This is a genomic window from Antrihabitans stalactiti (assembly GCF_012932915.1).
GTDB lineage: Bacteria > Actinomycetota > Actinomycetes > Mycobacteriales > Mycobacteriaceae > Antrihabitans > Antrihabitans stalactiti.
This window is the reverse complement of the sequence record NZ_VCQU01000008.1, coordinates 70,249-96,777: the sequence shown is the minus strand read 5'-3', so window position 1 is coordinate 96,777 and position 26,529 is coordinate 70,249. Positions and strand designations below refer to the sequence as shown.

Here is a 26,529-nt window from a genome sequence, read left to right as displayed (position 1 = left end):
GCACTCGAGGTCAAGACCCGCGGACCATCCCGTAGAACCGCTCGACGTGCACGGTGAGGACGAGTCGATGGTCGTTCACCATCGCCTGCCGATATTCGTCCCAGTCCGGGTGCTCTCCGTTTGCGGCACGGTAGTACTCGACGAGTTCTTCCACGGTCGCGTCGTGTGGGTCGCTAGCGACCGGCGACAGTTCGGCCTGCCCCTCGGCGACCGCGTAGTTCCACCCGCCGTTGCCGTTGACGGACAGGCTGACTCGCGGGTCGCGCTGCATGTTCTTCGTCTTCGCACGGTCTGCCGTGATGGAAATCTTGAACTGCCTGGCCGCGGAGTCGTAGCGATACATGATGTTCGAAATCTGTGGTCTGCCATCACGTTTCAACGTGACCAGCGTGGCGAGCTTGGTGTTCGCGAACAACTCTTCCAACTGCTCTTCAGCCATGTTTCGAACCTACCCGCCGAGCCGCTTCTTCTGCACCTTTCCCATGGCATTGCGCGGCAGTTCGGTGACGACACGAACCTCGCGGGGCCGCTTGTGAACAGATGCGACGCGGGCGACGTGATCGATGAGGTCCTGCTCGTCCACCGCCGCCGCAAGTACGACATACGCGACGATGCGCTGCCCGAGGTCGTCGTCGGGGACGCCGACGACCGCGGCCTCGGCCACCGCGGGATGACCGAGCAACGCTGTCTCCACCTCGACAGCGCCGACGCGGTAACCGCCGGACTTGATCAGGTCCGTCGAAGCGCGTCCGACGATCCGATGGAAGCCATCAGGTCCAATAGCCGCGACGTCGCCTGTGTCGAACCACCCGTCGTCGGTCCAGCATTTCGCCGTCTCTTCCGGCAGGCCGAGATAGCCGTCGAACAACATCGGTCCGCGCACCTGCAGCGCGCCGATGCTTTCGCCGTCGTGCGGCACGTCGTTGCCGACCTCGTCGCGCAACCGGGTTTCGACGCCGGTCACCGGCAACCCGACCCACCCCGCGCGACGCTCCCCGTCGACCCGCGCAGACAGCGTGATCATCGTTTCGCTCATGCCATACCGCTCGACAGGCGCATGACCCGTCAGTTCCGCCAAGCGCTCGAACACCGGAATCGGTAGCGGCGCACTGCCGGACACCAACACGCGCGCTGGCCGGAGTGCCGCACAAGCGTCGACATCGTCGGCGATTCGCGACCACACCGTCGGCACGCCGAAATACATCGACCCGCGAGCCTGCGAATAGGCCTGCGGCGTCGGCTTCACGGTGTGGACGAGCGGACTGCCCACTCGCAGCGGACCAAGTACGCCGAGGATGAGTCCGTGAACGTGGAAGAGCGGAAGTCCGTGCACCAGAACATCTTTCCGCGTCCACGCCCAGGCTTCGGCCAACGCGTCCAACCCCGCCGCAATCGCTCGGCGACTGAGCAGGACGCCTTTCGGCGGTCCCGTTGTTCCGGAGGTATAGAGCACGAATGCGATATCGGCCGGGTCAGGTTCGGGGTAGGTGTGCCACGACCGGGCATGCAACCGGACCGGCACCACCGGCAGGTCCGTACCATCCGGGGCCGGACCGAGCCAGGCCTGCGCTCCCGAGTCGCGCAGGATGTGGGCAAGCTCGTCGGTTCCAGAATCGGGTGGCACCGGGACGACAGTCACGCCGGCGATGAGGCACCCGATGATGGCGATGATCGTCGTGGGCGTCGGCTCGGCGAGTATTGCAACCCGGTCCGCGCGAGCGATCCGCTCGGCGACCGACGTTGCGGCGCCGATCAGGTCGCTACGCGACAGAACTGTGTCGCCGATCGTGACCGCGTCGGGAATGTCGTAGCCCCGGGCAACCGCAAATGGGTCCAGAGATCGCAGTAGCACCTCAGCCACGCGTCGCGATGGATCGAAGGAAGAACGTCAGGTTCGACGGCCGCTCGGCAAGTCTGCGCATGAAATAGGGATACCACTGGCTGCCATAGGGGACGTACACCCGCACCGTGGATCCGGCTTCCACGAGCCGCTTCTGCTCCAAGTCCCGGATGCCGTACAGCATCTGATGTTCGAACGTGTTCGCCGCCCGCCCGTTTCGCGTGGCAAGCTCATCCGTCGCGGCAATGACCACCGGATCGTGCGACGCCGCCATCGGATATCCGGTGCCGGCCATGAGAATCTCGAGGCATCGTAAGTACGAATCGGTGACGTCGACTTTGCGCTGGAAAGCGACCTCGGGTGGCTCCTGATACGCGCCCTTGCACAGTCGGACGCGGGAATCAGGGCCTGCCATCGCCCGACAGTCATCTTCCGTTCGATGGAGATAGGCCTGTAATACCGCACCGAGCCAAGGGAATTCGGATCGCAAGGCCGTGACGACGGCGAGCGTCGAATCGGTCGTCGTGTGATCTTCCGCGTCGACGCTCACCCAAATTCCCCGTTCGGCAGCCGCCGAACAGATCTTCCAGGCGTTCTCGGTAGCGATCTTGTCGCCGTCGCCGGGCAGCGCCTGCCCCAGCGCCGAGAGTTTCATCGACACCTCGGTCCGCGGCACATCCGCATCTGGCGGCGTCAGCGCGGCGAGGTCGTCGAGCAACGCCACATATTCGGCAACGATGGCATCCGCCTGCCCACGGTCGGTTGTCTGCTCGCCAAGAAAGTCGATGCTGACCGCAGCGCCGCCGGCAAGCAGGTCACGTGCGACGGCGAGAACAGCCGGGCGGTCCTCCCCCGCAATGAATCGCTCGACGATCCGCTTGGTGACGGGCGCCTTCGTGATGGTCCGCTTCATCCTCGCCGACCGTGCGGCAGCGAGAATCGCAGGCCTGAGTGGGTTCGACAACGTAGTCATGGCTGCATGTGTGGGTAGCGGTAATCGGTTGGCGCGACGAAAGTTTCCTTGATCGTGCGCGCCGATGTCCAGCGCAGCAGGTTCAGCGGCGAGCCGGCCTTGTCGTTGGTCCCCGAAGCGCGTGCCCCGCCGAACGGCTGCTGACCCACGACCGCGCCCGTCGGCTTGTCGTTGATGTAGAAGTTGCCTGCAGCGAATCGCAATGTGTCGGTGGCCCGTTCGACTGCCGCACGGTCCGTGGCGATCACCGCACCGGTCAGCGCATACGGCGCTGCCGACTCGACCTGGCTCAGGACCAGATCGAACGAGCCCGGCAGTTGATCGTCGTAGACGTAGACGGACAGGATCGGACCGAAATACTCGGTCGCGAATGCTTCATCGGCAGGGTCGGCGGCCAGCAACACCGTCGGTCGAACGAAGAACCCCTCGCTGTCGTCATAGGTGCCGCCGACGGGAATCTCGATGTTGTCTGCCCCGCGGGCCCGCTCGATCGCCGCGACGTTCTTGTCGTACGCTCGCCGATCGATCAGCGCGCCACCGAAGTTGGCCAGATCGGCCACGTCGCCGTAGGTGAGTTCTGCTGCCTCCGTGAGGAACTCGTCGCCCATGCGCTGCCAGAGCGACTGCGGGATGTAGGCCCTCGACGCGGCCGAACACTTTTGCCCTTGATATTCGAACGCACCACGAATCAGCGCTGTTCGCAGGGCATCCGGGTCCGCAGACGAGTGTGCGACGACGAAGTCCTTGCCGCCGGTCTCGCCGACGAGGCGCGGATAGCCGTGGTAGTTCGCGATATTGGCGCCGACTTCGCGCCAGAGATACTGAAAGGTCTTCGTAGACCCCGTGAAATGGATACCCGCCAAGCGAGGATCGGTGAGCAGTACCTCCGACAACGCCGCACCGTCGCCGGTCACCAGGTTGATCACGCCGGGCGGTAGCCCCGCCGCTTCCAGCAGCTTCATCGTCCAGTACGCCGAAACCGACTGCGTCGGAGACGGCTTCCAGACGACCGTGTTGCCCATCAGCGCCGGCGCGGTCGGCAGGTTGCCTGCGATCGCGGTGAAGTTGAACGGTGTGATCGCGTAGACGAAACCTTCCAACGGGCGATATTCGAGCCGGTTCCACACGCCTGCCGACGAGACCGGTTGCTGCGCAAGAATGTCGCGCGCGAACGCCACGTTGAATCGCCAGAAGTCCACGAGTTCGCACGGCGCGTCGATCTCGGCTTGTTGCACGCTCTTCGACTGCCCGAGCATCGTCGCGGCCGCGATCGTCTCACGCCACGGCCCGGCAAGGAGGTCCGCGGCACGCAGGATGACGGCGGCTCGGTCGTCGAACGACATTGCGCGCCATGCCGGCGCCGCTGCGATCGCGGCGTCCGCAGCAGCGGTGGCATCCTCGTGCGTCGCATGAGCGATAGTGCCGAGCACGATGCTATGCCGATGAGGTGCAACGACATTCGTTCGTTCGCCGGATCCGGGACGATGCTCGCCGCCGATGACGTGCGGGATATCGACCGGGTCCTTGGCGAGTTCTGTCAACTTGGCCTGCAAGAGCGCCCGTTCGGGCGAGCCTGGCGCATAGGAGTGGACGGGCTCGTTCGAGGGCAATGGAACCGTCGTAATTGCGTCCATAGTCCAGATTAACGCCATGACCGACGGCCTTGCCAGGTCTACCATTACTCCTAGGCATTCTACCTAGGAGGACAGTTGCCTACCCTGAACATCAAGAATCCAGAGGTCTACGAGCTGGCCCGTCGGCTTGCCGACGCTACGGGTCAATCCCTGACCGAAGCCGTAGCCGACGCGCTGCGGACACGCCTCGACATCGCTTTCGCGGACGAACGTCGTCAACGAATCGAGGTGTTGCTGGACGAAATGAAGGACTTGGCTCACAAGATTCCACCCAATGCAACTGACGATCTCTATGACGAGCACACGGGATTGCCGCGATGATTGTCGACACGTCCGCAATCGTCGCAATCGTCAGGAGCGAGCCCGAACGCGACCGATTTTCGAGCACGATCCTCGGCGCTCGCTGCCATTTGTCTGCCGCGACTTGGGTCGAAGTCGCAATAGTTGTCGACTCGGCAAAGGATGCGACTCGAAGTCGCCAACTCGACGAGCTCATCGCGGTCATGGGCTTGGTGATAGAGCCAGTGACGGCCGTGCAGGCTCGCATCGCTCGCGAGGCGTACCGCGACTTCGGTCGCGGCTCCGGGCACCCCGCGCGACTCAACTTCGGCGACTGCTTCGCCTACGCACTCGCGAAGGATTTCGACATGCCCCTTCTGTTCAAGGGAAACGGCTTCTCACACACCGATGTTCGATCGGCCCTACCGCACGAGTAACGCCCGCAACGTGTCGATGGTGTCGGCTTGCCCAGCGTCCTTGTCGGGCCGATACCTGAGCACCCGCGCAAATCGCAACGCCACTCCCCCCGGATAGCGCCGACTCGTCTGCACGCCGTCCAGCTCGATTTCGACGACGATCTCCGGCCGCAGATAGACCGTGTGATCGTCGCGGCTGCGCTCGTATTTCGGGAACTCCTCGGTCTGCCAGGCAAGCAACTTGTCGGTCATGCCCTTGAACGTCTTGCCGACCATGATCGGTTCGCCACCGTTCGGGTCGCGCGCGCCCAGGTGCAGGTTCGATAGATAGCCGGTCCGGCGGCCATAACCCCACTCGGCGCCGAGGACGACGAGGTCGATGGTGTGGACCGGTTTGACCTTCTGCCACGACTTGCCGCGCCTGCCAGCCGCATACGGACCGTCCAGGGCCTTCACCATCACACCTTCATGGCCGCCACTCATTGCCGCATCGAGCTGGCCGGCAGCTTCCTCCGGTGACGGGCGTTGCACGGACGGGATGCGGTTGTCCGGCGCAGCGACCTTCAGCGCCTCGAGTCGAACCTCGAGAGGCTCGTCCAACAGGTCCTTGCCGTCGAGGTGCAGACAGTCGAAGAAGTACGGCAGCAGTATCGAGTCGCCTTCGTCGGCGCCGAATCGGCTCATCGTCTCCTGAAATGGACGCGGCCTACCCGCGTCGGTGAGTGCGAGCGTTTCGCCGTCCAACACGACGCTGCTGCACGGCAATGACCGGACGAGCGAAACCAATTCCGGCACAGTCGAAGTGATCTCGCGCAGCGAACGCGTGAAGATGCGGACCTCGTCGCCGTTGCGGTGGACCTGAATTCGCGCGCCGTCGAGTTTGAACTCGACGCTGACATCCCCACCGAGTTCCGCCAACGCATCCGCCAGACTCTCGGCGGGTGACGCCAGCATCGGTTGGACCGCCCGACCTACCTCGAGCCGGAATTCTGCCAACTCCGCCAGGCCCCCGCGAAGAGCTGCGGCTGCCGTCGTCGGCAAGACACCCGAAAGCATGTACGCCCGCCGGACAGGCTCGATCGGCAGCCCCGCGGCAGCGGCAACGGCCTCCGTCATCACACCGAGCAGCGCTCCTTGCCGTAGATCACCGGTCAGCAGCCGGATCACGAATGCGCGCTCGTCAGCTGTGGCGAGCGCGAACAAGCCGTCGAGCAATTCCCGCCGACGCAGGACCGAGCCCGCGCCGGAAAGACCGGCAAGCTCCTCGAAAACTGCCTCCACCGCAGCCACGGTCAGCGTCGGCTCTGATGCGGGAACCCCCTCGGCACCCATCAATGTGCGCCAGCCGGTGCCGATCCGGCCTTGGCGCAATTCACCCGCGAGCCATGCGACGGCAGGCTCGATCTCGTCGGGTTCCAGGCGCTGCAACACCGACGCCAACGTCTCTGTCTTGGCCTTTCGCGATCGAGTGCTGCCGACCTCGGCGGACGCGGCGACCAGCTCAGCGAAGTTCATCGGCCCATTGTCGTTCACGCCACCGACACTCCCGCGGCGTACGATCGAGTCATCTCGGTTTCTGCCATCCAGTCCTCGTGGCATCTACGAGCCATCAGGAATTATTGGATCGGCGGAGGACAGCGGTGGCAATCACGGAGTTGGGCGAGTACGCCCATCTGACAGACGCCGATGTCGAAACACTCGGCCACGAGCTCGATCAGATCCGACGCGACGTCGAAGACTCACTCGGTCAAGGGGATGCCGACTACATCTACCGAGCAATCGCATTCCAGCGAATTCTCGACGCGGCCGCTCGCTTGACGATCTTCTTCTCCAAGAAGCGCGGCGGCTGGCTGCTAGGTACCGCGGCCCTCGCCGCGGCGAAGAGCATCGAGAACATGGAACTCGGTCACAACATTTCGCACGGTCAGTGGAATTGGATGAACGATCCGGAAGTCCACTCCAATACGTGGGAGTGGGATATGGCCGGACTCTCGTCGCAGTGGAAGTACTCGCACAACTACCGCCATCACGTCTTCACCAATGTCGTCGGGATGGACGAGGACCTCGGTTTCGGCGTCATGCGCATCACCCGCGATCAAGAGTGGCAACCGCGGTTCCTCTTGCAACCACTCCAAAACCTTTTGCTAGCAGCCACATTCGAGTGGGGAATCGCACTGCACGACCTGTACTCCGAGCAGGAGCGCGCGGGCACCCCAGTGGGCAAGGCAGCTCAGACCAAGGCGTTCATCCGCAAGATCGGCCGCCAGCTCGGCAAGGACTATCTCTTGTTCCCTGCGTTCAGCGGCAAGCGCTGGCTGCGCACCCTCACCGCAAATGCGACCGCCAACCTGGCGCGAAACCTATGGGCCTACGTCGTCATCTTCTGTGGGCACTTTCCCGACGGCGCCGAGAAGTTCACGCTCACCGAACTGGATGATGAGACGCGTGGCGAGTGGTACCTGCGCCAGATGCTCGGCACCGCCAACTTCGACGCCGGCCCGACGATGGCGTTCATGAGCGGCAACCTGTGCCATCAGATCGAGCATCACCTGTTCCCGGACCTGCCGAGTCGTCGATACGCGCAGATTGCGGTCCGGGTGCGGGCACTCTGCGACAAGTACGACCTGCCGTACACGACCGGCTCGCTCGCCCACCAATATCTGCTGACGCTGCGCACGATTCACAAGCTCGCACTGCCGGACCGATTCCTCCGCGACACCGTCGACGATGCACCCGAGACGGCGTCGGAACTGATGTTTCGCGGTAAATCGCCTGCCCCGAACTCCGGCGGCGGTAAGCGACGCGGCCTGCGAACGGCGCGCGCCGAACGCAAACGCTAGCGCAACCGAACGCGGGCTGCCGCGATCCGCTCGTCCGGCGCCGTGAGCGCGATCCGCACATGCTGCCCACCGCGCGGACCGTAGAAATCACCGGGCGCGACGAGAATGCCGCGATCTGCGAACCAATCGACGGTGTCGCGGCAGGCTTCCCCGCGGGTGGTCCACAGGTAGAGACCCGCCTCCGAGTGATCGACGGTGAATCCCGCGCCGCGCAACGCATCCAGCAACACCGATCGACGTTCACGGTAGCTCTCCCGTTGGACGCCCTCGTGCGCGTCGTCACCGAGCGCTGCCGTCATCGCGTCCTGAACCGGCAGCGGCACGATCATGCCAGCATGCTTACGGACCGCGAGCAGCTCGCCGACCAGAGCAGGGTCGCCCGTGACGAAGCCGGCTCGGTAGCTCGCGAGATTGGACGACTTCGACAGCGAGTGGATGGCAAGCAGACCTGTGTGGTCGCCGCCGCACACCCGATCATCGAGAATCGACGGCGCTTCCCCATCCCACACCAGGCCGAGATAGCACTCGTCGGAGGCAACGATGACGCCGCGCTCGCGGGCAAATTCGACGACCTTGCGCAGATGATCGACGCCGAGCACGCGGCCAGTCGGATTCGACGGTGAGTTCACGTAGATCAGAGCCGGCGTCGCAGGCCCGAGCTGGGTCAGGCCGTCCGCCCGCGCGACCGTCGCCCCCGCGAGCAGCGCGCCGACCTCGTAGGTCGGGTAGGCCAGCTCAGGAATGACGACGACGTCGCCGGAGCCCAAGCCCAACAGCGTCGGCAGCCAGGCGATCAACTCTTTGGTGCCGATTGCGGGCAGCACCGCAGCCGGGTCGACGCCTGTTATTCCGTAGCGCCGCTTCAGCGCCGCCACGACCGCCTCGCGCAGGTCAGTGGTGCCGTGCGTCGTCGGATAGCCGGACACATCGGACCGCGCAGCGAGCGCGTCACGAATCAGCGGGTCGACCGGATCTACAGGAGTGCCGACCGAAAGATCGACTATGCCGTCCGGATGCGATTGGGCACGCGCCTTGGCGACCGCAATCGTGTCCCACGGGAAATCGGGCAGCCCTGAAGCCACCGAAATGCGAGCCAACTATTCCTCGCCCATAGGAGGCAGCGCCTTGATGAACGGCGGGTCGTAAGCGACTTTGCCGAGCTTCGCGGCACCACCGGGCGACCCGAGATCGTCGAAGAAGTCGACGTTCGCGCTGATGTAGCCGTTCCACTGGTCGGGTGTGTCGTCCTCGTAGAAAATCGCTTCGACGGGGCACACCGGTTCGCAAGCACCGCAGTCCACGCACTCATCCGGGTGGATGTACAGCATGCGGCCGCCCTCGTAGATGCAGTCGACAGGGCACTCTTCGATGCAAGCCTTGTCCAAGACGTCTACGCACGGCTCAGCGATGATGTACGTCACTGCTGTTCTCCTTGTTCTCCGACAATCACACACTGCCCTCACGCAAGCGGAATTCCGCTAGAGAACAGTATCCCGATCGAACCTGGGGTAGTTGCCACCGGCTGCCCTACATTGGACTCGATCCAGGTTCGACCAGCCTTTGCAGCCCGCGAAAGAGCTCCGAATTCACCGAAATAGTCGGCAACGACGCCGACTACCGGCAGCATGCCTACGTAGCGGAACAGCTTCGCGGGTTGCGGACGTCTATCCAGCTCGGAGTCGATAGCGCGAAGAATTCGAGCAATCCGCCAGAGCGCCTTGGCCAGCGCGAAAGGCGTCCAGCTGTGCTTGTCGTCTTCGGCGCCTTCCTGCTGTGCTGCATCCGCCGCTGATCCGGCGAGCTTGCCGGGGATCGTCCGATGAGTCAGCACGTCGGCGAGCATTCGAACCTGCTCGTCCTGGTCGAGGACGCCGTGTTCACGAGCCACTGCTACCAGCACGATCGCCTGATTGCCGAACCCCAACGCATCCTGCAGCGGCAGACGCTGGACCAGCGCACCGAAGACCCCCGGATAGGCGACTACCAGATTGTTCAGCGCCCCGACTCGTCGCACCCACCACCTGGCCCGGTGATCCAGGTCCATCTCGTCCCACGCCTTGGTCCCAGGAACGTCGGCTGTGTTCAGCACCCATGCCAGCGCGTCGAGTGCGCGGTCGACCACCGAATCGGACGACTGGTGGTCGTCCTTCGTCCGATCCTTGAGTCCCAACGGGTCGACTCGAGACAGCACGTCGAGCACCGGGTTGATCACCCAGACGGCACGGCCGAGCGCACTGGCGACGTTCTTGTCGGTGATTACCGAGTCGGTCATGCGACGCGCGCCGCGTCTGCGTAGACCGTCGTGCGTTCGCGAGCAGGGCGCCCGATGCCCTCGGCAATCGCGCGCAGTTCCGCAACCGACTTCGCCGAGCCGTGCTGGGACCCTGCCATTCGCGAGATCGTCTCTTCCATCAAAGTCCCCCCAAGGTCGTTCGCACCGCCGTTGAGCATCACCTGGCTGCCAGTGACGCCGAGCTTCACCCAGCTGGTCTGGATGTTGTGGATCCTGCCGTGCAGCATAATTCGCGCGAGCGCGTGCACGGCCCGATTGTCACGATTGGTCGGACCTGGTCGAGCAGCACCGGCCAGATACAGCGGCGAACTCTGATGCACGAACGGCAGTGGAACGAACTCGGTGAAACCGCCTGTGCGGTCCTGGATTCCGCTCAGCACACGCAAGTGGCCAACCCAATGGCGCGGACTGTCGACGTGGCCGTACATCATCGTCGAACTCGACCGCAGACCCACTTCGTGCGCGGTGGTCACGACATCGATCCACGTTGCGGTCGGCAGCTTGCCCTTCGTCAACACCCAGCGGACCTCGTCGTCGAGAATTTCGGCCGCAGTCCCCGGAATGGTGCCCAAACCGGCTTCCCGCAACGCGACGAGCCAGTCGCGCACGCTTTGCCCACCGCGCGATGCGCCGTTGACGATCTCCATCGGACTGAAGGCGTGCACGTGCATCGTCGGCACACGTTCCTTCACCGCGCGGACCAGGTCGGCGTAGCCGGTCACCGGCAGTTCGGGGTCGATACCGCCCTGCATGCAGACTTCGGTCGCGCCTTCGACATGCGCCTCCCATGCTCGCTGCGCGACCTCGTCGGTGGACAGCGTGAACGCGTCCGCATCGCCCTTACGCTGGGCGAATGCGCAGAACCGGCAGCCGGTGTAGCAAATGTTGGTGAAGTTGATGTTGCGGTTGACGACGTAGGTCACCGCGTCCCCCACCACGTCGCGACGCAGCTGGTCCGCGAGCGCGACAACGGCTTCCAGGCCCGGACCGTCCGCTGTCGCCAGCGCGAGGTAGTCCTCGTCCGAGCACCCTGCCGGATCGCGTTCCGCCGACCGCAACGCGGCTACCAGGTCGGTGTCGACCCGCTCGGGCGCGGATAGCGAAAGTACTTGCTCGCGAACGGTTTCCCAGTCGCCGAAAGCACTACCGAGGTCGCTGCGTGTTTCGGTGTTCCGGCCGTCGGTGTCGATGGCGCTGTTCAGGTCCGTACGGCCTGCCGATTCCCACGACTCGTCCGGCTCCTGCCACGGCAGCCCAACGGGTTTCGTGTCGAGGCGGGCAAGGCCGGTCACCGGATCGGCGAGGGCATGGACGTGTGCGGTGATCCGCGGGTCGATCCAGGGCTGCCCAGCGAGGACGTATTTCGGTTGTGCCGCAGTGCGTTCGGTGAGCTGGTAGCCCGCCTGCGCGGTGAGTTCGGCAAGGGTGTCGAGGTTCGGCCACGGCCGCTCCGGGTTCACGTGGTCGGGCGTGAGTGGCGACACGCCACCCCAGTCGTCGACGCCGGCACCGATGAGGGCCAGGCATTCGGTGTGCGACACCAGGTTCGGCGGCGCCTGAATCCGCATGTCCGGACCGAGCAGCAATCGCGCAACGGCGATGGTCGCGAGAAATTCTTCCAGCCCCGCGTCCGGCGTTGCCCGCATGGCGGTGTCGTCCTTGGCCAGGAAGTTCTGGATGATCACTTCCTGAATGTGACCGAATGCTTTGTGCGACTTACGGATCGCCATGATCGACTCAGCGCGATCGGTGATCGTCTCGCCGATGCCCACGAGGATGCCGGTCGTGAACGGCACGCTGAGCCGCCCGGCGTCGGTGATCGTGCGAAGCCGCACTGCTGGGTCCTTGTCGGGACTTCCGTAGTGGCACTGACCTTTTTCGGTGAACAGCCGCGTCGACGTCGTTTCGAGCATCATGCCCATCGACGGCGCGACCGGCTTGAGCCGCGAAATCTCTTCCCAGCTCAGCACTCCTGGATTCAGGTGCGGCAGCAGGCCCGTCTCCTCGAGCACGCGAATCGACATAGCGCGCACGTAATCGAGTGTGGAATCGTAACCGCGCGAGTCGAGCCACTCCTTCGCCTCGGGCCACCGTTCTTCAGGCCGGTCGCCGAGGGTGAACAACGCTTCCTTGCAGCCCAGTTCGGCTCCGCGTCGAGCGATGTCGATGACTTCGTCCGGGTCGAGGTACATCCCCTTGCCCTCGGCGCGCAACTTGCCGGGCACCGTCACGAAGGTGCAGTAGTGGCATTTGTCGCGGCACAACCGGGTGAGCGGGATGAAGACCTTGCGCGAGTAGGTGACCTGCTTCGGTCGCCCAGCCGCATCGAGACCGGCATCGCGAACCCGGGAGGCCGAGGAACACAGGTCGTCGAGGTCCGCGCCGCGCGCCTGCAGCAGCACGACCGCTTCGTCGACATTGAGCGTGACGCCGTCGCGAGCTCGGCGGAGCACCCGTCGCATGGCTGAAGCAGCTGGCGCTGGCGTTCGCTGGGCGGGAAGATGCGGGTCCGGCAGGAAGGTCACCGTTCGATCATGCGCCACCCGTCGTCGGACGTGCCACCTGAGGGGTTGGCCTAGTCTTGATCACATGGCCAGCAAGCCTGACGAGACGCGCGACGGCGTCGATCTGACCAATCTCGATCAGCCCCTGTTCAACGGCGCAGATGCGACAAAACGGGACCTGGTCGACTACCTCGATGCCGTGAACGAACGCATCCTTCCGGGACTGCAGGACCGAGCGCTGTCGGTGATCCGGGTCCGCCCCGGTCAGGAACCGTTCATGCAGAAGAACGTGCCGAAATACACCCCGGACTTCGTGCAGACGGTCAAGGTGTGGGCCGAGGCGTCGAAACGTGAAGTCTCCTATGCCCTCTGCAACGATCGCCGTACTTTGCTGTGGTTCGCCAACCAGCGCGCGGTCGAGTACCACGTCTCGTTGACGCGAGCCGAGAATCGGGAGCACGTCACCCATCTCGTGCTCGATCTCGATCCGCCGGAAGGAAGCTCGGCGTTCTCGCTCGCGGTCAAGGCCGCGCACCTCATTCGCGAGGCGCTGACCGAGCTGGACTTGAAAGGCGCGGTGAAGACGAGCGGCGCGAAGGGTGTCCACGTCATCGTGCCGATCGACGACAAGGCGACGATCGAGGAGGCCGCGGCGGTCACTCGCGCGATCGCGGCTAGGGCCGAACGCATCGATCCGGTCCTCGCGACCACCGAGTTCGTCAAAGAGAACCGGCACGGCAAAGTCTTTCTGGACTCGACGCGGGCTGGTGGGGCCACGATCGTGGCGGCCTACAGTCCGCGAATCAGGCCAGGCGCACCGGTCTCGTTCCCGGTGGGGTGGGACGATCTCGACCGAGTGTCACCGCGCGACTTCACGATTCGCAACGCGGCCCAACTGGTCGCCGACCACGACCCGTGGGCCGAGCAACTCCCCGCTCCCCAACACCTGAGCGCCGACCTCATCGAGGAAGGGCGCGCGATCCCTGTCGCGCGGGTCGCGGCGATGCACGAAGGCAAGCGACGGGCTGCGCGCGCCCGTAAGGCCGAATAGCAGTTACATCGGGCGATTGGCGAGCATTCGCTGCAGCTTCGAGCGTTCCCGATGGGTCTTGCGGGCCTGGTAGGCGATCGGGAAATAGCGGATTCGCTCGGGCAGCAGTGGGACGGCGCGCCCGATCGCCCAGCCGATCAGTCGCAACGCGCGTTCGTCGGTCGCGGTCCATTCGAGGCCGAGCTTTGCGCGTGCCTTTTCGGGAGTAGTCCCGACGATGACGAAGTGCTGCAGCCTGCCGGGCCCGAATGCGAGCACTCGCCACAGCGGACGCAGCGCGGCCGGCAGCTGCACCGGCGGCGGCAGCTTCCGCGTCGTCTCCAGGAATTCGTATGCGGTCTGGTGCGCGACCAAGGTGTTGTCGAGAATGTCTTCGAACTTCTCGAGGTATTCGGCATAGGTCGCGGGGATTTCCTTCTCGGCGACGTGCAGGTTGCGCATCAGCTGCACAACTTCCTGATAGAGCGCCTCGAGTTCGTCTGCAGAGTATGGCCGCCGGGAAAAATATTGGGCGGCTACGGCATACGCATACGGACCGGTCAGCGGCACCCACGCCCACGGCCCGGAGGACAGGGCTGCGTAGCGAGTGCCGTCCGCACCTGTCGAATTGAGAGACTTGTGCATCACCCGCAAGCGATCGCCCTCGGTAAGGCCCTCTTCGCCGCCGTAAATCCAGGTGTTGACCGACGCAATGCTTCGAAGCGCCCTGCCGATCCCGTCTGTGCGATAGACCGAATGCTCGCCGACGACGGTGCCGATCGCCGGGTGCATCGTCTGCAACAGAAACGCCGATCCGGCTGTCAGGGAGAAGGTGATGAGCCCGACGTCGTCCCACAAAAACGTTCCGGGTTCGATCGGACGCCTCGACGGCCGAGCTTTGCGCTCAACCGGCTCTCCGGCTACCTGAGATAATGCGACCATTATTCTTCCTTTCACGCGACGCTGCGTACCGTTAGCTAACACGCGCGGTTCGGACGCATACAAGTCGCGTACGAGAAGGGCGGACGATGGCAAGCGATCAACGCAGGGACCAGCGCAAACAACCACACCAGGAGCGCTCGCACGCAACCGTGGAGCGCATAGTTTCAGCCGCAGGTCGCGTTTTGGCCACCCACGGTTACGCCGGCTGTTCGACCAACCGCATCGCCGCGGAAGCCGGCGTCAGCAAGGGGTCCGTCTACCAATACTTCGCCGACAAAGACGAAATCTTGACCGCGCTCGCTCAGCGGATCGCCGACGAAATGGTGGCTGAAATCGGCACCGCAATCGACGGGCGACTCGGCGGCGACATCTGGGCGATGGGTGATGCGGTGCTGTCGACCACGTTCGATGTCGCCGAATCGAGGCGTCCGATTCTCCGGCCCCTGCTCCTGGAGGCACCGCACATCGACGTCATCGGTATGGCGTCACCGGTTATCGTGCGCGCCAACGACATCGGTCGCCACTACTTCGCAATGAACCCCACCGAACACCGCGCGCGGGTCGACGTCGACGCTGCGATGTTCGTCTTCATTTCGATGCTGCGATCGGTGTTGGTGGACTACATCACCGGGGCGACCGACATATCCCGCGAGCGACTGCACGCTGCTCTCGGATTCGCCGTGGCAGGACTTTTCTGACGTCTGGGACCATGGCGTCATGCCCCCGAACCCACCTGTGACGATCGCCGACCCCGCGTGGCGACCCAGCGACAAGGCCAAGAAGCTCTGGGCAATCAACGCTGCATTGCTGTGGATCATCCCCGTTGTCGCCCAGATCGTGTGGGCAGTACTCGACGGCAACGCAACGTCGTGGCCGCACGTTCTCGTGCTCGCCGCCACGGTCATCCTTGCAGGCGCTCATATTGTCGGAGTCCCCATTTGGCGCTTCGCCGTGCATCGGTGGGAGGTCAGCGATACCGCGGTCTACACAAAGACGGGCTGGTTGAATCAAGAGCGCCGAATCGCGCCCATTTCACGCGTGCAGACCGTCGATACCGAACGTGGCCCGATCGAGCGGATGCTCGGACTCGCGACCATCACGGTGACGACGGCGTCGTCGGCCGGTGCGGTCCGGATCAGTGCACTCGATCAAGAAGTCGCGGACCGCACGGTCGCGCAGCTGACCGAGATCGCAGCCCTGCATACCGGGGACGCCACATGACCGAGCTCGACGAGGCACAGCCCTGGCTTCGGCTGGACAAGCGCATGCTGCTCGTCCACCCCGTCACCGAGGGCGCCAAATTCCTTCCGGTGCTACTGGTTTCGTTCGTGCTCGGCGCACAGAGCGGCAACCACACGTGGGGTCTGATCACGGTCGCGGTGATTCTCGTGCTCGCTCTGCTTCGCTGGTTCACGACCTTCTATCGCATAGGCCCCGTCAACATCGAGCTGCGGACCGGCTTGTTCCAGAAGAAGCTGCTGTCCGTCCCGCGCAGTCGGATTCGATCGGTCGATGTCGAGGCCAACCTGATGCACCGCGTGCTCGGCCTGTCGGTCGTGAAGATCGGGACCGGCACGCAAGGCGGCGTCGGCGACGAGAAGTTTCTGCTCAATGCGCTCGACGCGAAGCTGGTGCCGGCGCTGCGGGCGGACCTGTTGGCGAAGGCGCCGGTCACCGACAACTCCGGCGAGCCCGCGGCTGCGCTGCCCGCGTACGAGATCGCGGAGTTCTCGCCAAGTTGGGTTCGTTATGCGCCGTTCTCGTCTACCGGGCTGCTCATGGTCCTCGCCCCGATCGGCCTTGCGTTCCAATACGGCTTGGTCGGTCGAATCGAGAAGTCGGACACCGTGTCGAACGGCATCGACGATGCCGCGCAGTTCGGCCTGCTCGCCGTCGTGGGCGTCGCCTTCGTGGTGCTCATCGTGGTGGCCAGCGCCCTGGCCTGCGTCCGCTACCTGCTCGCCTACGCGAACTTGACCGTGGTCGACGACACTCGCGTCCTGCATATAAGCCACGGCCTGCTCAAGACCCGTTCGACGTCGTTGGACCGCGCCCGCCTACGTGGGTCGACCTTGAAAGAACCGCTGCTGCTCCGGCTGGTCGGTGGGGCAAAACTGGACGGCATCATGACCGGCGTCAGTGCGGCTAAGCGGGAATCGTCGCTCGTCCTGCCGCAAGCACCAGCAACTCAGGCCCGCCGGGTTATGGCGCACCTGACGGGCGATACCGCGCAGGCGAGCGTGCCGCTCGTGTCACACGGTCCTGCGGCCCTGCGGCGACGGTTTACCCGCGCGCTGATTCCGGTCGCGATCGGGGTGGTGGTGCTGGTCGTTGCGGAGGTTGTCGACGTCGTGCTGTGGCAGTACTGGCTGGCGTTGGGCGTTATCGCAGTCGCGCTGGTCGGGCTGGCGATCGATCGCTACCGAGGCTTGGGCCATGCGGTCATGCCCGGCTGGCTGATCACCCAGAGCGGCTCATTGGACCGTGACCGCGACTGCCTGCAAAGTGCCGGGATCATCGGTTGGACGGTGCGACAGACCTTCTTTCAGAGACGCGCAGGTGTGGCGACTGTCGTGGCGGCCACCCCTGCAGGCAAACGTCATTACGACGTGATCGACTTGCCGATCGAGCAGGCCTGGTCGCTGATCGAAGCAGTTCGGCCCGGATCCGGCGACATCTGGGTGCACACCGCCACGCCCGATTAGGCCGTGTCTCTCATTCTTCGAGACTCGGCCAAATGTGTTTGATGGTCGCTCCGCAAGCTCCGCGACTAGTGTTGTGAGACATGCATGACGACCGCCAAATTGTCGAGAGTCGGATCGGTCGGTTCACCGACCAGCGCATCAACCCGGCGGTGTATCAATCCCGCAGCCAGGTGACGATGACGGCGTGGACGGTCCCCGACGAGCCGGTCCCGTTCACCGACGCGGTCGCGCAGAAATTCGAGCCGATCGAGCCTGGCACCCCGTGGGGCAAACCGTGGGGAACAATGTGGATTCATGCCACAGGCACACCACCTGCGGACTGGTTCGACAGTCGCGGCAGGCTGCCGCGCGGCACCGCACTGGAACTACTCGTCGAACTCGGTTTCACCGGCGGTCCGGGGTTCAATGCCGAAGGCTTGGCCTACCGCCCCGACGGCACAACCGTGAAAGCGATTGCGCCGTTCAACAATTGGATCGCGCTCGACCCACGCAAGCCGCTCGACCTCTACATCGAGGCCGCCGCGAACCCCGACGTCCCCGGGTTCCAGCCGACTCCGATGGGCGACAAGGCAACTGCGGGCAACGGCCCGATCTACACCCTTCGCAGTATCGAATTCGTCCTCCGCAACACCGTCGTATGGGAACTGCAGCAAGACGTCTCGGTCCTGACGAGCCTCATGCACGCACTACCGTTCGACATCCCACGCAGGCACGAGATACTGCGCGCGCTGGAGCGCATGTTGGACGTGATGGACCCCGACGACGTGGCGGGCACGGCCGCAGCAGGCCGCGCTCAGCTCGTCGACGTGCTCGCTCAGCCCGCATATGCGAGCGCGCACAGGGTAATTGCGGTCGGTCATGCGCACATCGACTCGGCGTGGCTGTGGCCGGTCCGCGAGACGGTCCGTAAGTGTGCGCGCACGTTCTCCAACATGGTCGATCTGATGGACCGCTACCCGGACTTCCGTTTCGCCTGCTCGTCGGCGCAGCAATTCGCGTGGATCAAGGCCAACTATCCGGACCTCTTCGCCAAGATCACGGCGAAAGTCAAAGTTGGACAGTTTGTTCCGGTCGGCGGGATGTGGGTCGAGGCCGATACCAACATCCCGGGCGGCGAGGCGATGGCTCGGCAGTTCGTCGCGGGCAAGCGCTTCTTCCTCGACAACTTCGACGTCGACACCCCAGAATGCTGGTTGCCGGACAGCTTCGGCTACTCGGCCGCAATGCCACAGATCGTGAAGGCAGCCGGTTCGGATTACTTTCTCACGCAGAAGATTTCGTGGAACCAAACCAACCGGATGCCCCACCACACCTTCCTGTGGGAGGGCATCGACGGCACGCGGGTATTCACCCACTTCCCGCCGGTCGACAAGTACAACTCCGACCTCGGTGGCAGCGATCTCGGTCATGCGCAGCGCAATTACCGGGACATGGGCGCTGGGACGGTGTCGCTCGTTCCGTTCGGTTGGGGCGACGGCGGTGGCGGTCCTACGCGCGAAATGATCGCTGCGGCTGAGCGGACCCATTCGCTCGAAGGATCGCCAGCCGTGACCATGGGCTCGCCGATCGAGTTCTTCGAAGAAGCGGAAGCAGAGTATCCGCGCCCACCGGTGTGGTCGGGCGAGCTGTACCTGGAGCTGCACCGCGGAACCTATACGTCGCAAGCAAATACGAAGCAGGGCAACAGGCGAAGCGAACACCTGCTGCGAGAGGCCGAGTTGTGGGCAACAACCGCAGCGGTCCGTGGCAAGTTCGACTACCCGTACGACGAACTGGAGGCGATCTGGCATCTCGTCCTGCTGCAACAGTTCCACGACATCCTCCCGGGCAGTTCGATTGCGTGGGTGCACCAAGACGCGGAACGCAACTACGCCGCGGTGGCGAAGGGGCTCGAATCGCTGATCGCCGCGGCACTCGGCGAACTGTCCGGCAAGGGACGAAAGTCCTTGCGATTCAATGCTTCGCCGTTCGCGATCGACGGAGTCGGCGCACTTGGAGCGGGATCGTCCTCAGTATCCGAATCTGCCGTGCCGAAGAAATACCGCAGCGGCTACGTCCTCGACAACGGCGCATTGCGTGTGGTGATTTCGTCGAAGGGGCTCGTCACGTCGATGGTCGACGGGGCAAGCGGCCGTGAGGCGATCGCTCCTGGAGCGTCGGGGAATCTGCTTCAGCTGCACCGCGATACGCCGAACGTGTGGGATGCCTGGGACATCGACGAGTTCTACCGGCACGTCGTCACCGATCTGACCGCGATCGAGTCGCTGGCCGTCGACGGCGCCGACGTGGTGGTCGTTCGTAGCTTCGGCAAGTCCAGGATCGTGCAGCGCCTCAGCCTGCCCGCGGGATCTTCGGCGCTCGAGATCACCAACGAGATCGACTGGCACGAAAGCCAGAAGCTGCTCAAACTCGCCTTCCCGTTCGACGTCCATGCCGATCGGAGTGCCTCGGAAACGCAGTTCGGCCACATCTTCCGGCCGACGCATTCGAACACGTCGTGGGATTTCGCGAAGTTCGAGATCTGTGCGCACCGCTGGGTCCATGTCGGCGAAACCGGCTACGGCGTTGCGGTGGCCAACGATTCGACGTACGGCCACGACATCGGCAGGCGCACCCGCGACGGCGGTGGCACCACAACGACCGTGCGGCTCTCGCTGCTCCGCGCTCCGCGTTATCCCGATCCCAACGCCGACCAGGGTGCGCACACGCTGAAGGTGTCGGTCCGGCCGGGCTCGTCGATCGGCGACGCGGTCGAGGAGGGCTATCGCATCAACCTCCCGACCCGCACGGTCCGGGGCGGCGTGGACTCGGTCGAACCGCTGGTGCGAGTGTCCAATCCGGCGGTCGTCGTCGAGGCGGTCAAGCTCGCCGAAGACCGCAGCGGCGACGTGATCGTGCGGCTCTACGAGTCGCGGGGTGGGCGGGCCAAGCCGTCGGTCACCGCGGACTTCGACTTCGAGACAGTCGAATTCACCGACCTCCTGGAACGGTCCGTCGACGGTCCGGCATTCACGACCGACGGGAACACCATCGAATTCGAGGTCCGGGCATTTCAGCTACTCACACTGCGCTACCGCGCCCGTAGGCTGCCGACGTGACACCCCGAACGATCGCCGAACTCGATGCTGCGGTCGCCGACTGCCGGGCATGCCCGCGTTTGGTCGAGTGGCGCGAGCGGGTCGCGGCCGAGAAACGCGCCGCATTTCGTGACGAAACCTATTGGGGTCGAGCAGTTCCCGGCTTCGGACCGTCCGACGCACGACTGTTGATCGTCGGGCTGGCGCCCGCCGCGCACGGAGCGAACCGCACCGGACGGATGTTCACCGGCGACCGCAGCGGCGACGTCCTCTACGCCGCTTTGTATGCCGTTGGTCTGGCGAATCAACCGACCGCGACCCACATCGACGACGGCCTTCGACTCCGCGGCGTCAGGATCACCGCACCCGTCCACTGCGCTCCGCCCGACAACAAGCCCACACCCGACGAGCGAGACAACTGCCGGACCTGGCTCGACGCGGAATTGCGTTTGCTCGCACCGACGCTGCGATCGGTCGTGGTGCTCGGCGCCTTCGGCTGGCAGGCGCTACTCCCTTGCCTCGCCGACGCAGGCTGGGAAATCCCCAAGCCGAGACCCAAGTTCGGGCACGGCGCGCACATCGAACTTGCCGGTGGCGCTGCGCCTTTGCACTTGTTCGGCAGCTACCACGTCAGCCAACAGAACACTTTCACCGGCCGACTCACCCCTGCGATGATCGAGCAGGTGCTGCGCGACGCCGCCGCTGCCGCATCGCTGTGAACCTTCACGCGCGAACGGGCGGCTGCGAATACCGGTAGAGCAGTGCGGCGGCAGGGAAGACGCCGAGCACGAAGAGCAGCAAGGTCGGCCAGTCCAGGGTGAGGACGATATCCCCGCCCGGACCGCTCGACACGGCGGCGACGAAGCCGATCAACCACATGGCCAGCGGTGCGCCGATGAGCATGTGATTGTCGGTGACCGTGCGCGCAAGGAGCAGGAGACCGACGTTGACGAACCCCGCGACGACGGCGCTGATCGGAAACGCGGTCGCGCCGAGGTAGGTCGGAAGGTAGAGCGCCTCGAGCACGAGCGTGACGAAGCCGTCGACGATCAGCAGCGCGAGAATGACTTTCGGCAAATAACGTTCGATCGGAGCGCGGTCGATCACGGCACGGGCGGGTAGCCCAGCAGGGTCAGCAAATGACTCTGCAGATCGACGAATGCGTACAACCCGTTCGTGTAGAGCTCGTGCTGAAGGTCGCCCGTCGGCCGAAGACTGTCGACAAAAGCCGCGATCGCGTTTTGTAGATCCCAGTTGTACATCGCGTTCCTTCCGTCGCGGACCTTGTCGAGTCTATGCCTTACAGTCCGGCAAACAGATCGTGTTCGAGGCCGTCGTCGCCCACAGGGCCGAGCTGTCCGCGAGCGAGGACGTAATGCTCCTCGGCAAGGACCGGCTGAGCGATGTTGTTGGACAGCGCGAACTCGGCGCCTGACGGCGCGACCGTCACCTGCGTCGCGTGAGCCCGCAGTGCCGCCAACTTCGCATCCATAACCCCGGAAACATCGAGCACCGTCGTCACGGATTCCGATGGGAACGTGGGCAATTCACCCTGCGCGGGCCTTCGCCAACCGTGCGGCACAGCACCGATCCGAGCAAGTCCAGCGTTCAGAGCGTCGTGGTCGGTGACGGTCCAGTACAGCTTCGCCGGAGCGTCAGGTCCCGCTGCCTCGACCGCGGCAGTCGTGAAGCGATGGACCTGAATGTGATCGGGATGGCCGTAGCCGCCGACCTCGTCGTAACAGACGACGACCTGCGGCCGCACGGACCGAATCACCGCCAGAATCCCGGCAATGGCTTCGGCGGGATCGGCGTTGACGAACGCGCGCGGATTCGCCGCCGCGGGGGTGCCTGCCATTCCGGAATCGCGCCACCGCCCCGGTGCGACGAGAAAGCGCGGACCTGCGACGCCGAGTTCGTGCAGCGCCGTCGACAGTTCCTTGATTCGATAGCCGCCGAGCTGGTCGGCGCGGTCGGCGACCAACTCCGCCCACTCCGGACCGATGACCTCGCCTTCCTCACCGAGCAAGCAGGTCAACACCGTGACCTCGACGCCCTCGCGGACGTAGTGGGCAATCGTTCCGCCGGTGGTGATGGATTCGTCGTCGGGATGTGCGTGGACGAGCAGGAGCGACCTGGTAGGCGCGTCGCTCACCGAGGCTTCCTCGTCCACCCTGCCGCGTCGCCGAACACGCCCGACTGAATTGCGCCGTCGAGCGACACTCCCTCGACCTCGTCGCCGGCCGCGGCATCGATGGTCAGGTCTTGCAAGACGGGAAGCACTGCCGAGAGCTCCCACAGTTTCGGTTCGGCTTGGGCGAGTACCTGCGTGAAGTCCGTCGTACCGCGCAGCGCAGCGTCGATCGTGGCCTGCAGACTCGGGTCGCAGACGCCGGACAAGTTACTCGGCGCTGTTGCGTCGATGTTTCCGTCCAACGGCGGCGTCGTCGGCCCACCCGTCGTCACGGTCGGTGTCAACGGGCAGCTGAACCGCGACGCGAGCGCAGTCGCGCGATCAGACCCCGCGCGAACCCAGCCGACGATGGCGTCGATCTGACGGTCCACGAGCGCCGTGCCGTACAACTCTTCAGGAGCCAGCTTCACCACCGAAGCCTCGATTCCGGCCACCCGAAGCTGATCGACGACCGTGCTCGCGACCGCTCCCGCGGTCTCGTCTTCCTCCGCCGTGCCGATCCGAATCGCCAGCGGCTTGCCATCTTTCATGAGGGCGCCGGGCATCGGATTCGGTGTAGCAGTGGGCGCAGGGCCTGACGTCGTCGGCGGCGCAACGGTCGTGGTGGTGGCGGTCCGTACATAACCGGCCTCGGCCAGGCGCGCGTACGCCTGGTCGGACTTGAGGCGTTCCGGCGCGGTCGGCACGTAGCCGGGATCGGAGGGTGAAAGCACTTGGGCACGAGCCGGTTCCACCGCAGACCCACTCCCGGACCCGACAGCGGCAAGCAATTCGGGGTCGATCAACGCGAGCACTCCACTGCGCACCCGAACGTCTGCCAATGCTGTGGTGCGAGCGTTCAGCGTGAGCTGTAGTACGCGAGGCTGGAACTGCTTCGCCGTGCGGACCGACGGGATGGCGGCGAGCTGAGCGGCTGCAGCGTCGCCACCATGCACGACCGCGACCTGCGCATCGCCGGACCGAATCGAATCCGCAAGCTGCGCAGACGTTCCCGCCCGACGAAGCAGAATCTGGTCCGGCTTGGCGGGCGCATCCCAGTAACGGTCGTTGCGCTCGAGCAGGATCTCGTCGCGACCGCGGTCGATCTGCTTGATGTGAAAGTGCCCACCCGACACCGGAATGTTCTCGGCCATTCCTTGCTCGAAACCGCCGGGCGAATCCTTGATCAGATGCGACGGCAGCAGGTTGGAAAACAACTCGCGCCATGCGGGATAGGGGGCCGTCATCGTGACGGTCACCGTCTTGCCACCGCCCGATGAACCCACGTCTTTGATCAACCGGTAGCCGGCGGGGTCGACGGCGCCCGGTTCCTTGATCATCTGCTGCCACAGGTAGCGAAAGTCCTCGGCAGCGATCGGAGCTCCGTCGGACCACTGAGCTTCGTCGCGGATCTTGTAGACGATAGTCAACGGGTCCGGCGTGGTCACATCCGCCGAGTCCATGACTGTGCGATCGAGCAGCCAGTCGGTTCCCTTGCCGTCTGCAGTCCGCGTTGGACGGAACGGACTAGGCAACACGAGCGACGCCACCGCCGAGTTGGTCGGCGACTGATCGGCAAGCAAATGCGGATTGAATCCGTTGCCGATGTCGTCGATCGCGACCACGACAGTGTTCTTGGTCGGCACCGCCGTCGGACTGTTCGGGCTGTCGGTGCTCTCGATCGGCGGGGGTGGATCAGCCGTGCAACCAGCGAGGAACAGAGCGGACGCAGCCGCACACGCCGTCAACGCGCGACGACTCAGCGCACCTCGCACCCGCACTCCTCCTCTACCCCAGACTCGGCTCGAGTCAGCGCACCTTATCGCGAGCCTTGCTTCGGGACAGTTCACGGGCGCGCTCTGTTGCGTTGAGATTGACCTTACGCACGCGAATCGCGTCAGGACCGACCTCGACGCACTCGTCCTGTGCGCAGAACTCCATCGCGCCTTCGAGGTCGAGCTTGATCGGTGTCGCGAGGGTCTCGACGATGTCGGCCGACGACTGCCGCATGTTCGTGAGCTTCTTCTCACGAGTCACGTTGATGTCGAGATCCTCCTGGCGCGGGTTGATGCCCACAACCATGCCCTCGTAGGTGGCCGCACCTGGCTCAACGAAGAAGGTTCCACGGTCTGCCAACTGAGTCATCGCGTACGGCGTCACCGAGCCCGCCCGGTCGGACACGAGCGAACCGGTGTGCCGAGCACGGATCTCGCCTGCCCACGGCGCGTACCCGTGGAACACGGCGTTCATGATGCCGGTGCCGCGAGTATCGGTGAGGAAGTCGGTCCGGAAGCCGATCAGACCACGGGAGGGAACGATGAATTCCATTCGGACCCAACCGGATCCGTGGTTGGTCATCTGCACCATCTTGCCCTTGCGCGCAGCGAGCAACTGCGTGATTCCGCCGAGATGCTCCTCGGGGACGTCGACGATGAGCTCTTCGTACGGCTCGTGGAGCTTGCCGTCAACGGTCCGGGTGACCACCTGCGGCTTGCCGACGGTCAGCTCGAAGCCCTCGCGGCGCATCTGCTCGACCAGGATTGCCAGCGCGAGCTCGCCTCGACCCTGAACCTCCCAGGTATCCGGGCGTTCGGTCGGGAGAACCTTGAGCGAGACGTTGCCGATGAGCTCGGAATCCAATCGCGCCTTCACCAAACGGGCCGTCAGCTTCTTGCCGCCGTTGCGACCTGCGAGCGGAGACGTGTTGATACCGATGGTGACCGAGATGGCCGGCTCGTCGACGGTGATGCGCTTGAGTGCGACCGGGTTCTCCGGATCGGCAAGGGTGTCGCCGATCATGATGTCGGGGATGCCTGCAATCGCGACGATGTCGCCCGCGACACCTTCCTCGGCCGGATGGCGCTCGACGCCTTCGGTCGCGAGAAGCTCGGTGATCTTGATCTGCTTGATGCCGTCGCCGTGCATCCAGGCGACCGTCTGACCCTTGCGCAGCCTGCCGCTGTAGATACGCACCAAGGCGAGCCGACCGAGGAACGCCGAGGCGTCCAGGTTGGTCACGTGTGCCTGCAGCGGCGCTTCGGGATCGCCCGTCGGTGCCGGGATGTAGCTGAGCAGAACGTCGAACAGAGCGTCCAGGTTCTCGGCGTCGGGTGCGTGCCCGTTTTCGGGGCGCTCCTTCGATGCCTTGCCCTCGCGGCCGGACGCGTACAGGACCGGCAGGTCCAGCGCGAGCTCGGCAGCTTCGGCGGCTTCGTCGTCCAGGTCTGACGCGAGGTCGAGCAACAGGTCGTGACTCTCCTCGACGACCTCTTCGATACGCGCGTCGGGGCGGTCCGTCTTGTTGACGAGCAGGATCACCGGAAGCGACGCGGCGAGTGCCTTGCGCAGCACGAAACGCGTCTGCGGCAATGGGCCCTCGGATGCGTCGACCAGCAGCACGACACCGTCGACCATGGACAGTCCGCGCTCGACCTCGCCACCGAAGTCCGCGTGGCCAGGGGTGTCGATGACATTGATGACGGTGACCGAGCCGTCTTCGTGGTGCCGGTGCACCGCTGTGTTCTTCGCGAGAATGGTGATGCCCTTCTCGCGCTCGAGGTCACCAGAGTCCATGACCCGGTCGACGAGCGTCGCACGTTCGGCGAATGCGCCGGACTGGCGAAGCATCGCGTCGACGAGGGTCGTCTTGCCGTGGTCGACGTGCGCCACGATGGCAACGTTGCGGAATGAAGTAGTACTCGACACGCTGTGATCTCCTGAGCTGGTGCGCCCGCGCGAGAGCGAAACTCGCACGAACTCTTGGCGGCCGCGGCGCAGATCGAGTACCTCTGGATGCGTGATTTGCGCAGGTTTGCGCAATGCG

General features: G+C 64.6%; 24 protein-coding genes. 9 read left to right on the top strand and 15 right to left on the bottom strand.

Translation table 11 applies throughout. The features are described from left to right. Positions 1-10 precede the first annotated feature (10 nt). The 4 genes from FGL95_RS21965 to pruA are packed head-to-tail and all read right to left on the bottom strand — an operon-like array spanning position 11 to position 4,447. Complete coding sequence (locus FGL95_RS21965) at positions 11-439, bottom strand: PPOX class F420-dependent oxidoreductase (protein WP_169590741.1); 429 nt, start codon at positions 437-439, stop codon at positions 11-13. Positions 440-448: 9 nt separating this feature from the next. Continuing rightward, positions 449-1,852, bottom strand: coding sequence for an AMP-binding protein (locus FGL95_RS21960; protein WP_169591171.1), 1,404 nt, complete (start codon positions 1,850-1,852; stop codon positions 449-451). Between the two features lies 1 nt (position 1,853). Then, positions 1,854-2,813 (bottom strand): proline dehydrogenase family protein, encoded by a 960-nt coding sequence (locus FGL95_RS21955; RefSeq protein WP_169590739.1) that lies wholly within the window; start codon positions 2,811-2,813, stop codon positions 1,854-1,856. Next, positions 2,810-4,447 (bottom strand): L-glutamate gamma-semialdehyde dehydrogenase, encoded by a 1,638-nt coding sequence (gene pruA, locus FGL95_RS21950; protein WP_169590737.1) that lies wholly within the window; start codon positions 4,445-4,447, stop codon positions 2,810-2,812. The genes FGL95_RS21955 and pruA overlap by 4 nt, the downstream gene beginning before the upstream one ends. Before the next feature lie 75 nt (positions 4,448-4,522). Between pruA and FGL95_RS21945 the strand changes: the two genes are divergently transcribed. Together FGL95_RS21945 and FGL95_RS21940 are read left to right on the top strand one after the other, a co-directional pair. Continuing rightward, positions 4,523-4,768, top strand: a complete 246-nt coding sequence (locus FGL95_RS21945; protein WP_206072182.1) for a type II toxin-antitoxin system VapB family antitoxin — start codon at positions 4,523-4,525, stop codon at positions 4,766-4,768. After that, positions 4,765-5,163, top strand: coding sequence for a type II toxin-antitoxin system VapC family toxin (locus FGL95_RS21940; protein WP_169590735.1), 399 nt, complete (start codon positions 4,765-4,767; stop codon positions 5,161-5,163). The genes FGL95_RS21945 and FGL95_RS21940 overlap by 4 nt, the downstream gene beginning before the upstream one ends. On the opposite strand, the gene FGL95_RS21935 is transcribed toward FGL95_RS21940, so the two are convergent. Continuing rightward, entirely contained in the window at positions 5,149-6,657 is a 1,509-nt protein-coding gene (locus FGL95_RS21935; protein ID WP_169590734.1) for an ATP-dependent DNA ligase, read from the bottom strand. The genes FGL95_RS21940 and FGL95_RS21935 overlap by 15 nt on opposite strands. Before the next feature lie 125 nt (positions 6,658-6,782). Here FGL95_RS21935 and FGL95_RS21930 point away from each other — a divergent pair, with 125 nt between their 5' ends. Next, entirely contained in the window at positions 6,783-7,982 is a 1,200-nt protein-coding gene (locus tag FGL95_RS21930; RefSeq protein ID WP_169590732.1) for a fatty acid desaturase, read from the top strand. Here FGL95_RS21930 and dapC read toward each other — a convergent pair. From dapC to FGL95_RS21910, 4 genes are read right to left on the bottom strand one after another with little or no spacing between them, the layout of a single operon-like run. Further along, complete coding sequence (gene dapC, locus FGL95_RS21925) at positions 7,979-9,079, bottom strand: succinyldiaminopimelate transaminase (protein WP_169590730.1); 1,101 nt, start codon at positions 9,077-9,079, stop codon at positions 7,979-7,981. The genes FGL95_RS21930 and dapC overlap by 4 nt on opposite strands. Further along, on the bottom strand, positions 9,080-9,403 hold the full coding sequence (gene fdxA / locus FGL95_RS21920) for a ferredoxin (protein ID WP_169590729.1): 324 nt from the start codon (positions 9,401-9,403) through the stop codon (positions 9,080-9,082). A gap of 38 nt (positions 9,404-9,441) precedes the next feature. After that, complete coding sequence (locus FGL95_RS21915; protein ID WP_240963221.1) at positions 9,442-10,254, bottom strand: hypothetical protein; 813 nt, start codon at positions 10,252-10,254, stop codon at positions 9,442-9,444. After that, a complete protein-coding gene (locus FGL95_RS21910) occupies positions 10,251-12,800 on the bottom strand; it encodes a bifunctional FO biosynthesis protein CofGH (protein WP_338079973.1) in 2,550 nt (849 codons plus the stop codon). The genes FGL95_RS21915 and FGL95_RS21910 overlap by 4 nt, the downstream gene beginning before the upstream one ends. Before the next feature lie 64 nt (positions 12,801-12,864). Here FGL95_RS21910 and ligD point away from each other — a divergent pair, with 64 nt between their 5' ends. Further along, positions 12,865-13,830 (top strand): non-homologous end-joining DNA ligase, encoded by a 966-nt coding sequence (ligD, locus tag FGL95_RS21905; protein WP_169590725.1) that lies wholly within the window; start codon positions 12,865-12,867, stop codon positions 13,828-13,830. A 3-nt stretch (positions 13,831-13,833) separates the two neighbouring features. On the opposite strand, the gene FGL95_RS21900 is transcribed toward ligD, so the two are convergent. Further along, positions 13,834-14,751: an oxygenase MpaB family protein gene (locus tag FGL95_RS21900; RefSeq protein ID WP_169590724.1), complete on the bottom strand. Its 918-nt coding sequence runs from the start codon at positions 14,749-14,751 to the stop codon at positions 13,834-13,836. A gap of 86 nt (positions 14,752-14,837) precedes the next feature. On the opposite strand from FGL95_RS21900, the gene FGL95_RS21895 reads away from it, so the two are divergent. The 5 genes from FGL95_RS21895 (at position 14,838) to FGL95_RS21875 (ending at position 21,252) form a co-directional block, all read left to right on the top strand. After that, on the top strand, positions 14,838-15,449 hold the full coding sequence (locus tag FGL95_RS21895; RefSeq protein WP_169590722.1) for a TetR/AcrR family transcriptional regulator: 612 nt from the start codon (positions 14,838-14,840) through the stop codon (positions 15,447-15,449). Between the two features lie 19 nt (positions 15,450-15,468). Next, positions 15,469-15,972 carry a PH domain-containing protein gene (locus tag FGL95_RS21890; protein WP_169590720.1) on the top strand — a complete coding sequence of 168 codons (504 nt, stop codon included), beginning with the start codon at positions 15,469-15,471 and terminating at the stop codon, positions 15,970-15,972. Next, positions 15,969-17,456: a PH domain-containing protein gene (locus FGL95_RS21885; protein ID WP_169590718.1), complete on the top strand. Its 1,488-nt coding sequence runs from the start codon at positions 15,969-15,971 to the stop codon at positions 17,454-17,456. The genes FGL95_RS21890 and FGL95_RS21885 overlap by 4 nt, the downstream gene beginning before the upstream one ends. 80 nt (positions 17,457-17,536) lie before the next feature. Then, the gene (locus tag FGL95_RS21880; RefSeq protein WP_169590716.1) at positions 17,537-20,554 is read left to right on the top strand and encodes an alpha-mannosidase; all 3,018 of its coding nucleotides are present in this window, start codon (positions 17,537-17,539) and stop codon (positions 20,552-20,554) included. Further along, entirely contained in the window at positions 20,551-21,252 is a 702-nt protein-coding gene (locus tag FGL95_RS21875) for a uracil-DNA glycosylase family protein (RefSeq protein ID WP_169590715.1), read from the top strand. The genes FGL95_RS21880 and FGL95_RS21875 overlap by 4 nt, the downstream gene beginning before the upstream one ends. 4 nt (positions 21,253-21,256) lie before the next feature. Here the strand turns inward: FGL95_RS21875 and FGL95_RS21870 are convergent, their stop codons facing one another. The 5 genes from FGL95_RS21870 to typA are packed head-to-tail and all read right to left on the bottom strand — an operon-like array spanning position 21,257 to position 26,411. Beyond that, positions 21,257-21,640 (bottom strand): hypothetical protein, encoded by a 384-nt coding sequence (locus tag FGL95_RS21870; protein ID WP_169590713.1) that lies wholly within the window; start codon positions 21,638-21,640, stop codon positions 21,257-21,259. Beyond that, on the bottom strand, positions 21,637-21,795 hold the full coding sequence (locus FGL95_RS21865; RefSeq protein WP_169590711.1) for a hypothetical protein: 159 nt from the start codon (positions 21,793-21,795) through the stop codon (positions 21,637-21,639). The genes FGL95_RS21870 and FGL95_RS21865 overlap by 4 nt, the downstream gene beginning before the upstream one ends. A gap of 38 nt (positions 21,796-21,833) precedes the next feature. Next, positions 21,834-22,688 carry an N-acetyl-1-D-myo-inositol-2-amino-2-deoxy-alpha-D-glucopyranoside deacetylase gene (gene mshB / locus FGL95_RS21860; RefSeq protein WP_169590710.1) on the bottom strand — a complete coding sequence of 285 codons (855 nt, stop codon included), beginning with the start codon at positions 22,686-22,688 and terminating at the stop codon, positions 21,834-21,836. Then, positions 22,685-24,481: an ABC transporter family substrate-binding protein gene (locus tag FGL95_RS21855; RefSeq protein ID WP_420838074.1), complete on the bottom strand. Its 1,797-nt coding sequence runs from the start codon at positions 24,479-24,481 to the stop codon at positions 22,685-22,687. Before FGL95_RS21855 ends, mshB begins: the two co-directional genes overlap by 4 nt. Positions 24,482-24,515: 34 nt before the next feature. After that, the gene (typA, locus tag FGL95_RS21850) at positions 24,516-26,411 is read right to left on the bottom strand and encodes a translational GTPase TypA (protein ID WP_169590707.1); all 1,896 of its coding nucleotides are present in this window, start codon (positions 26,409-26,411) and stop codon (positions 24,516-24,518) included. Between the last annotated feature and the right edge of the window lie 118 nt (positions 26,412-26,529).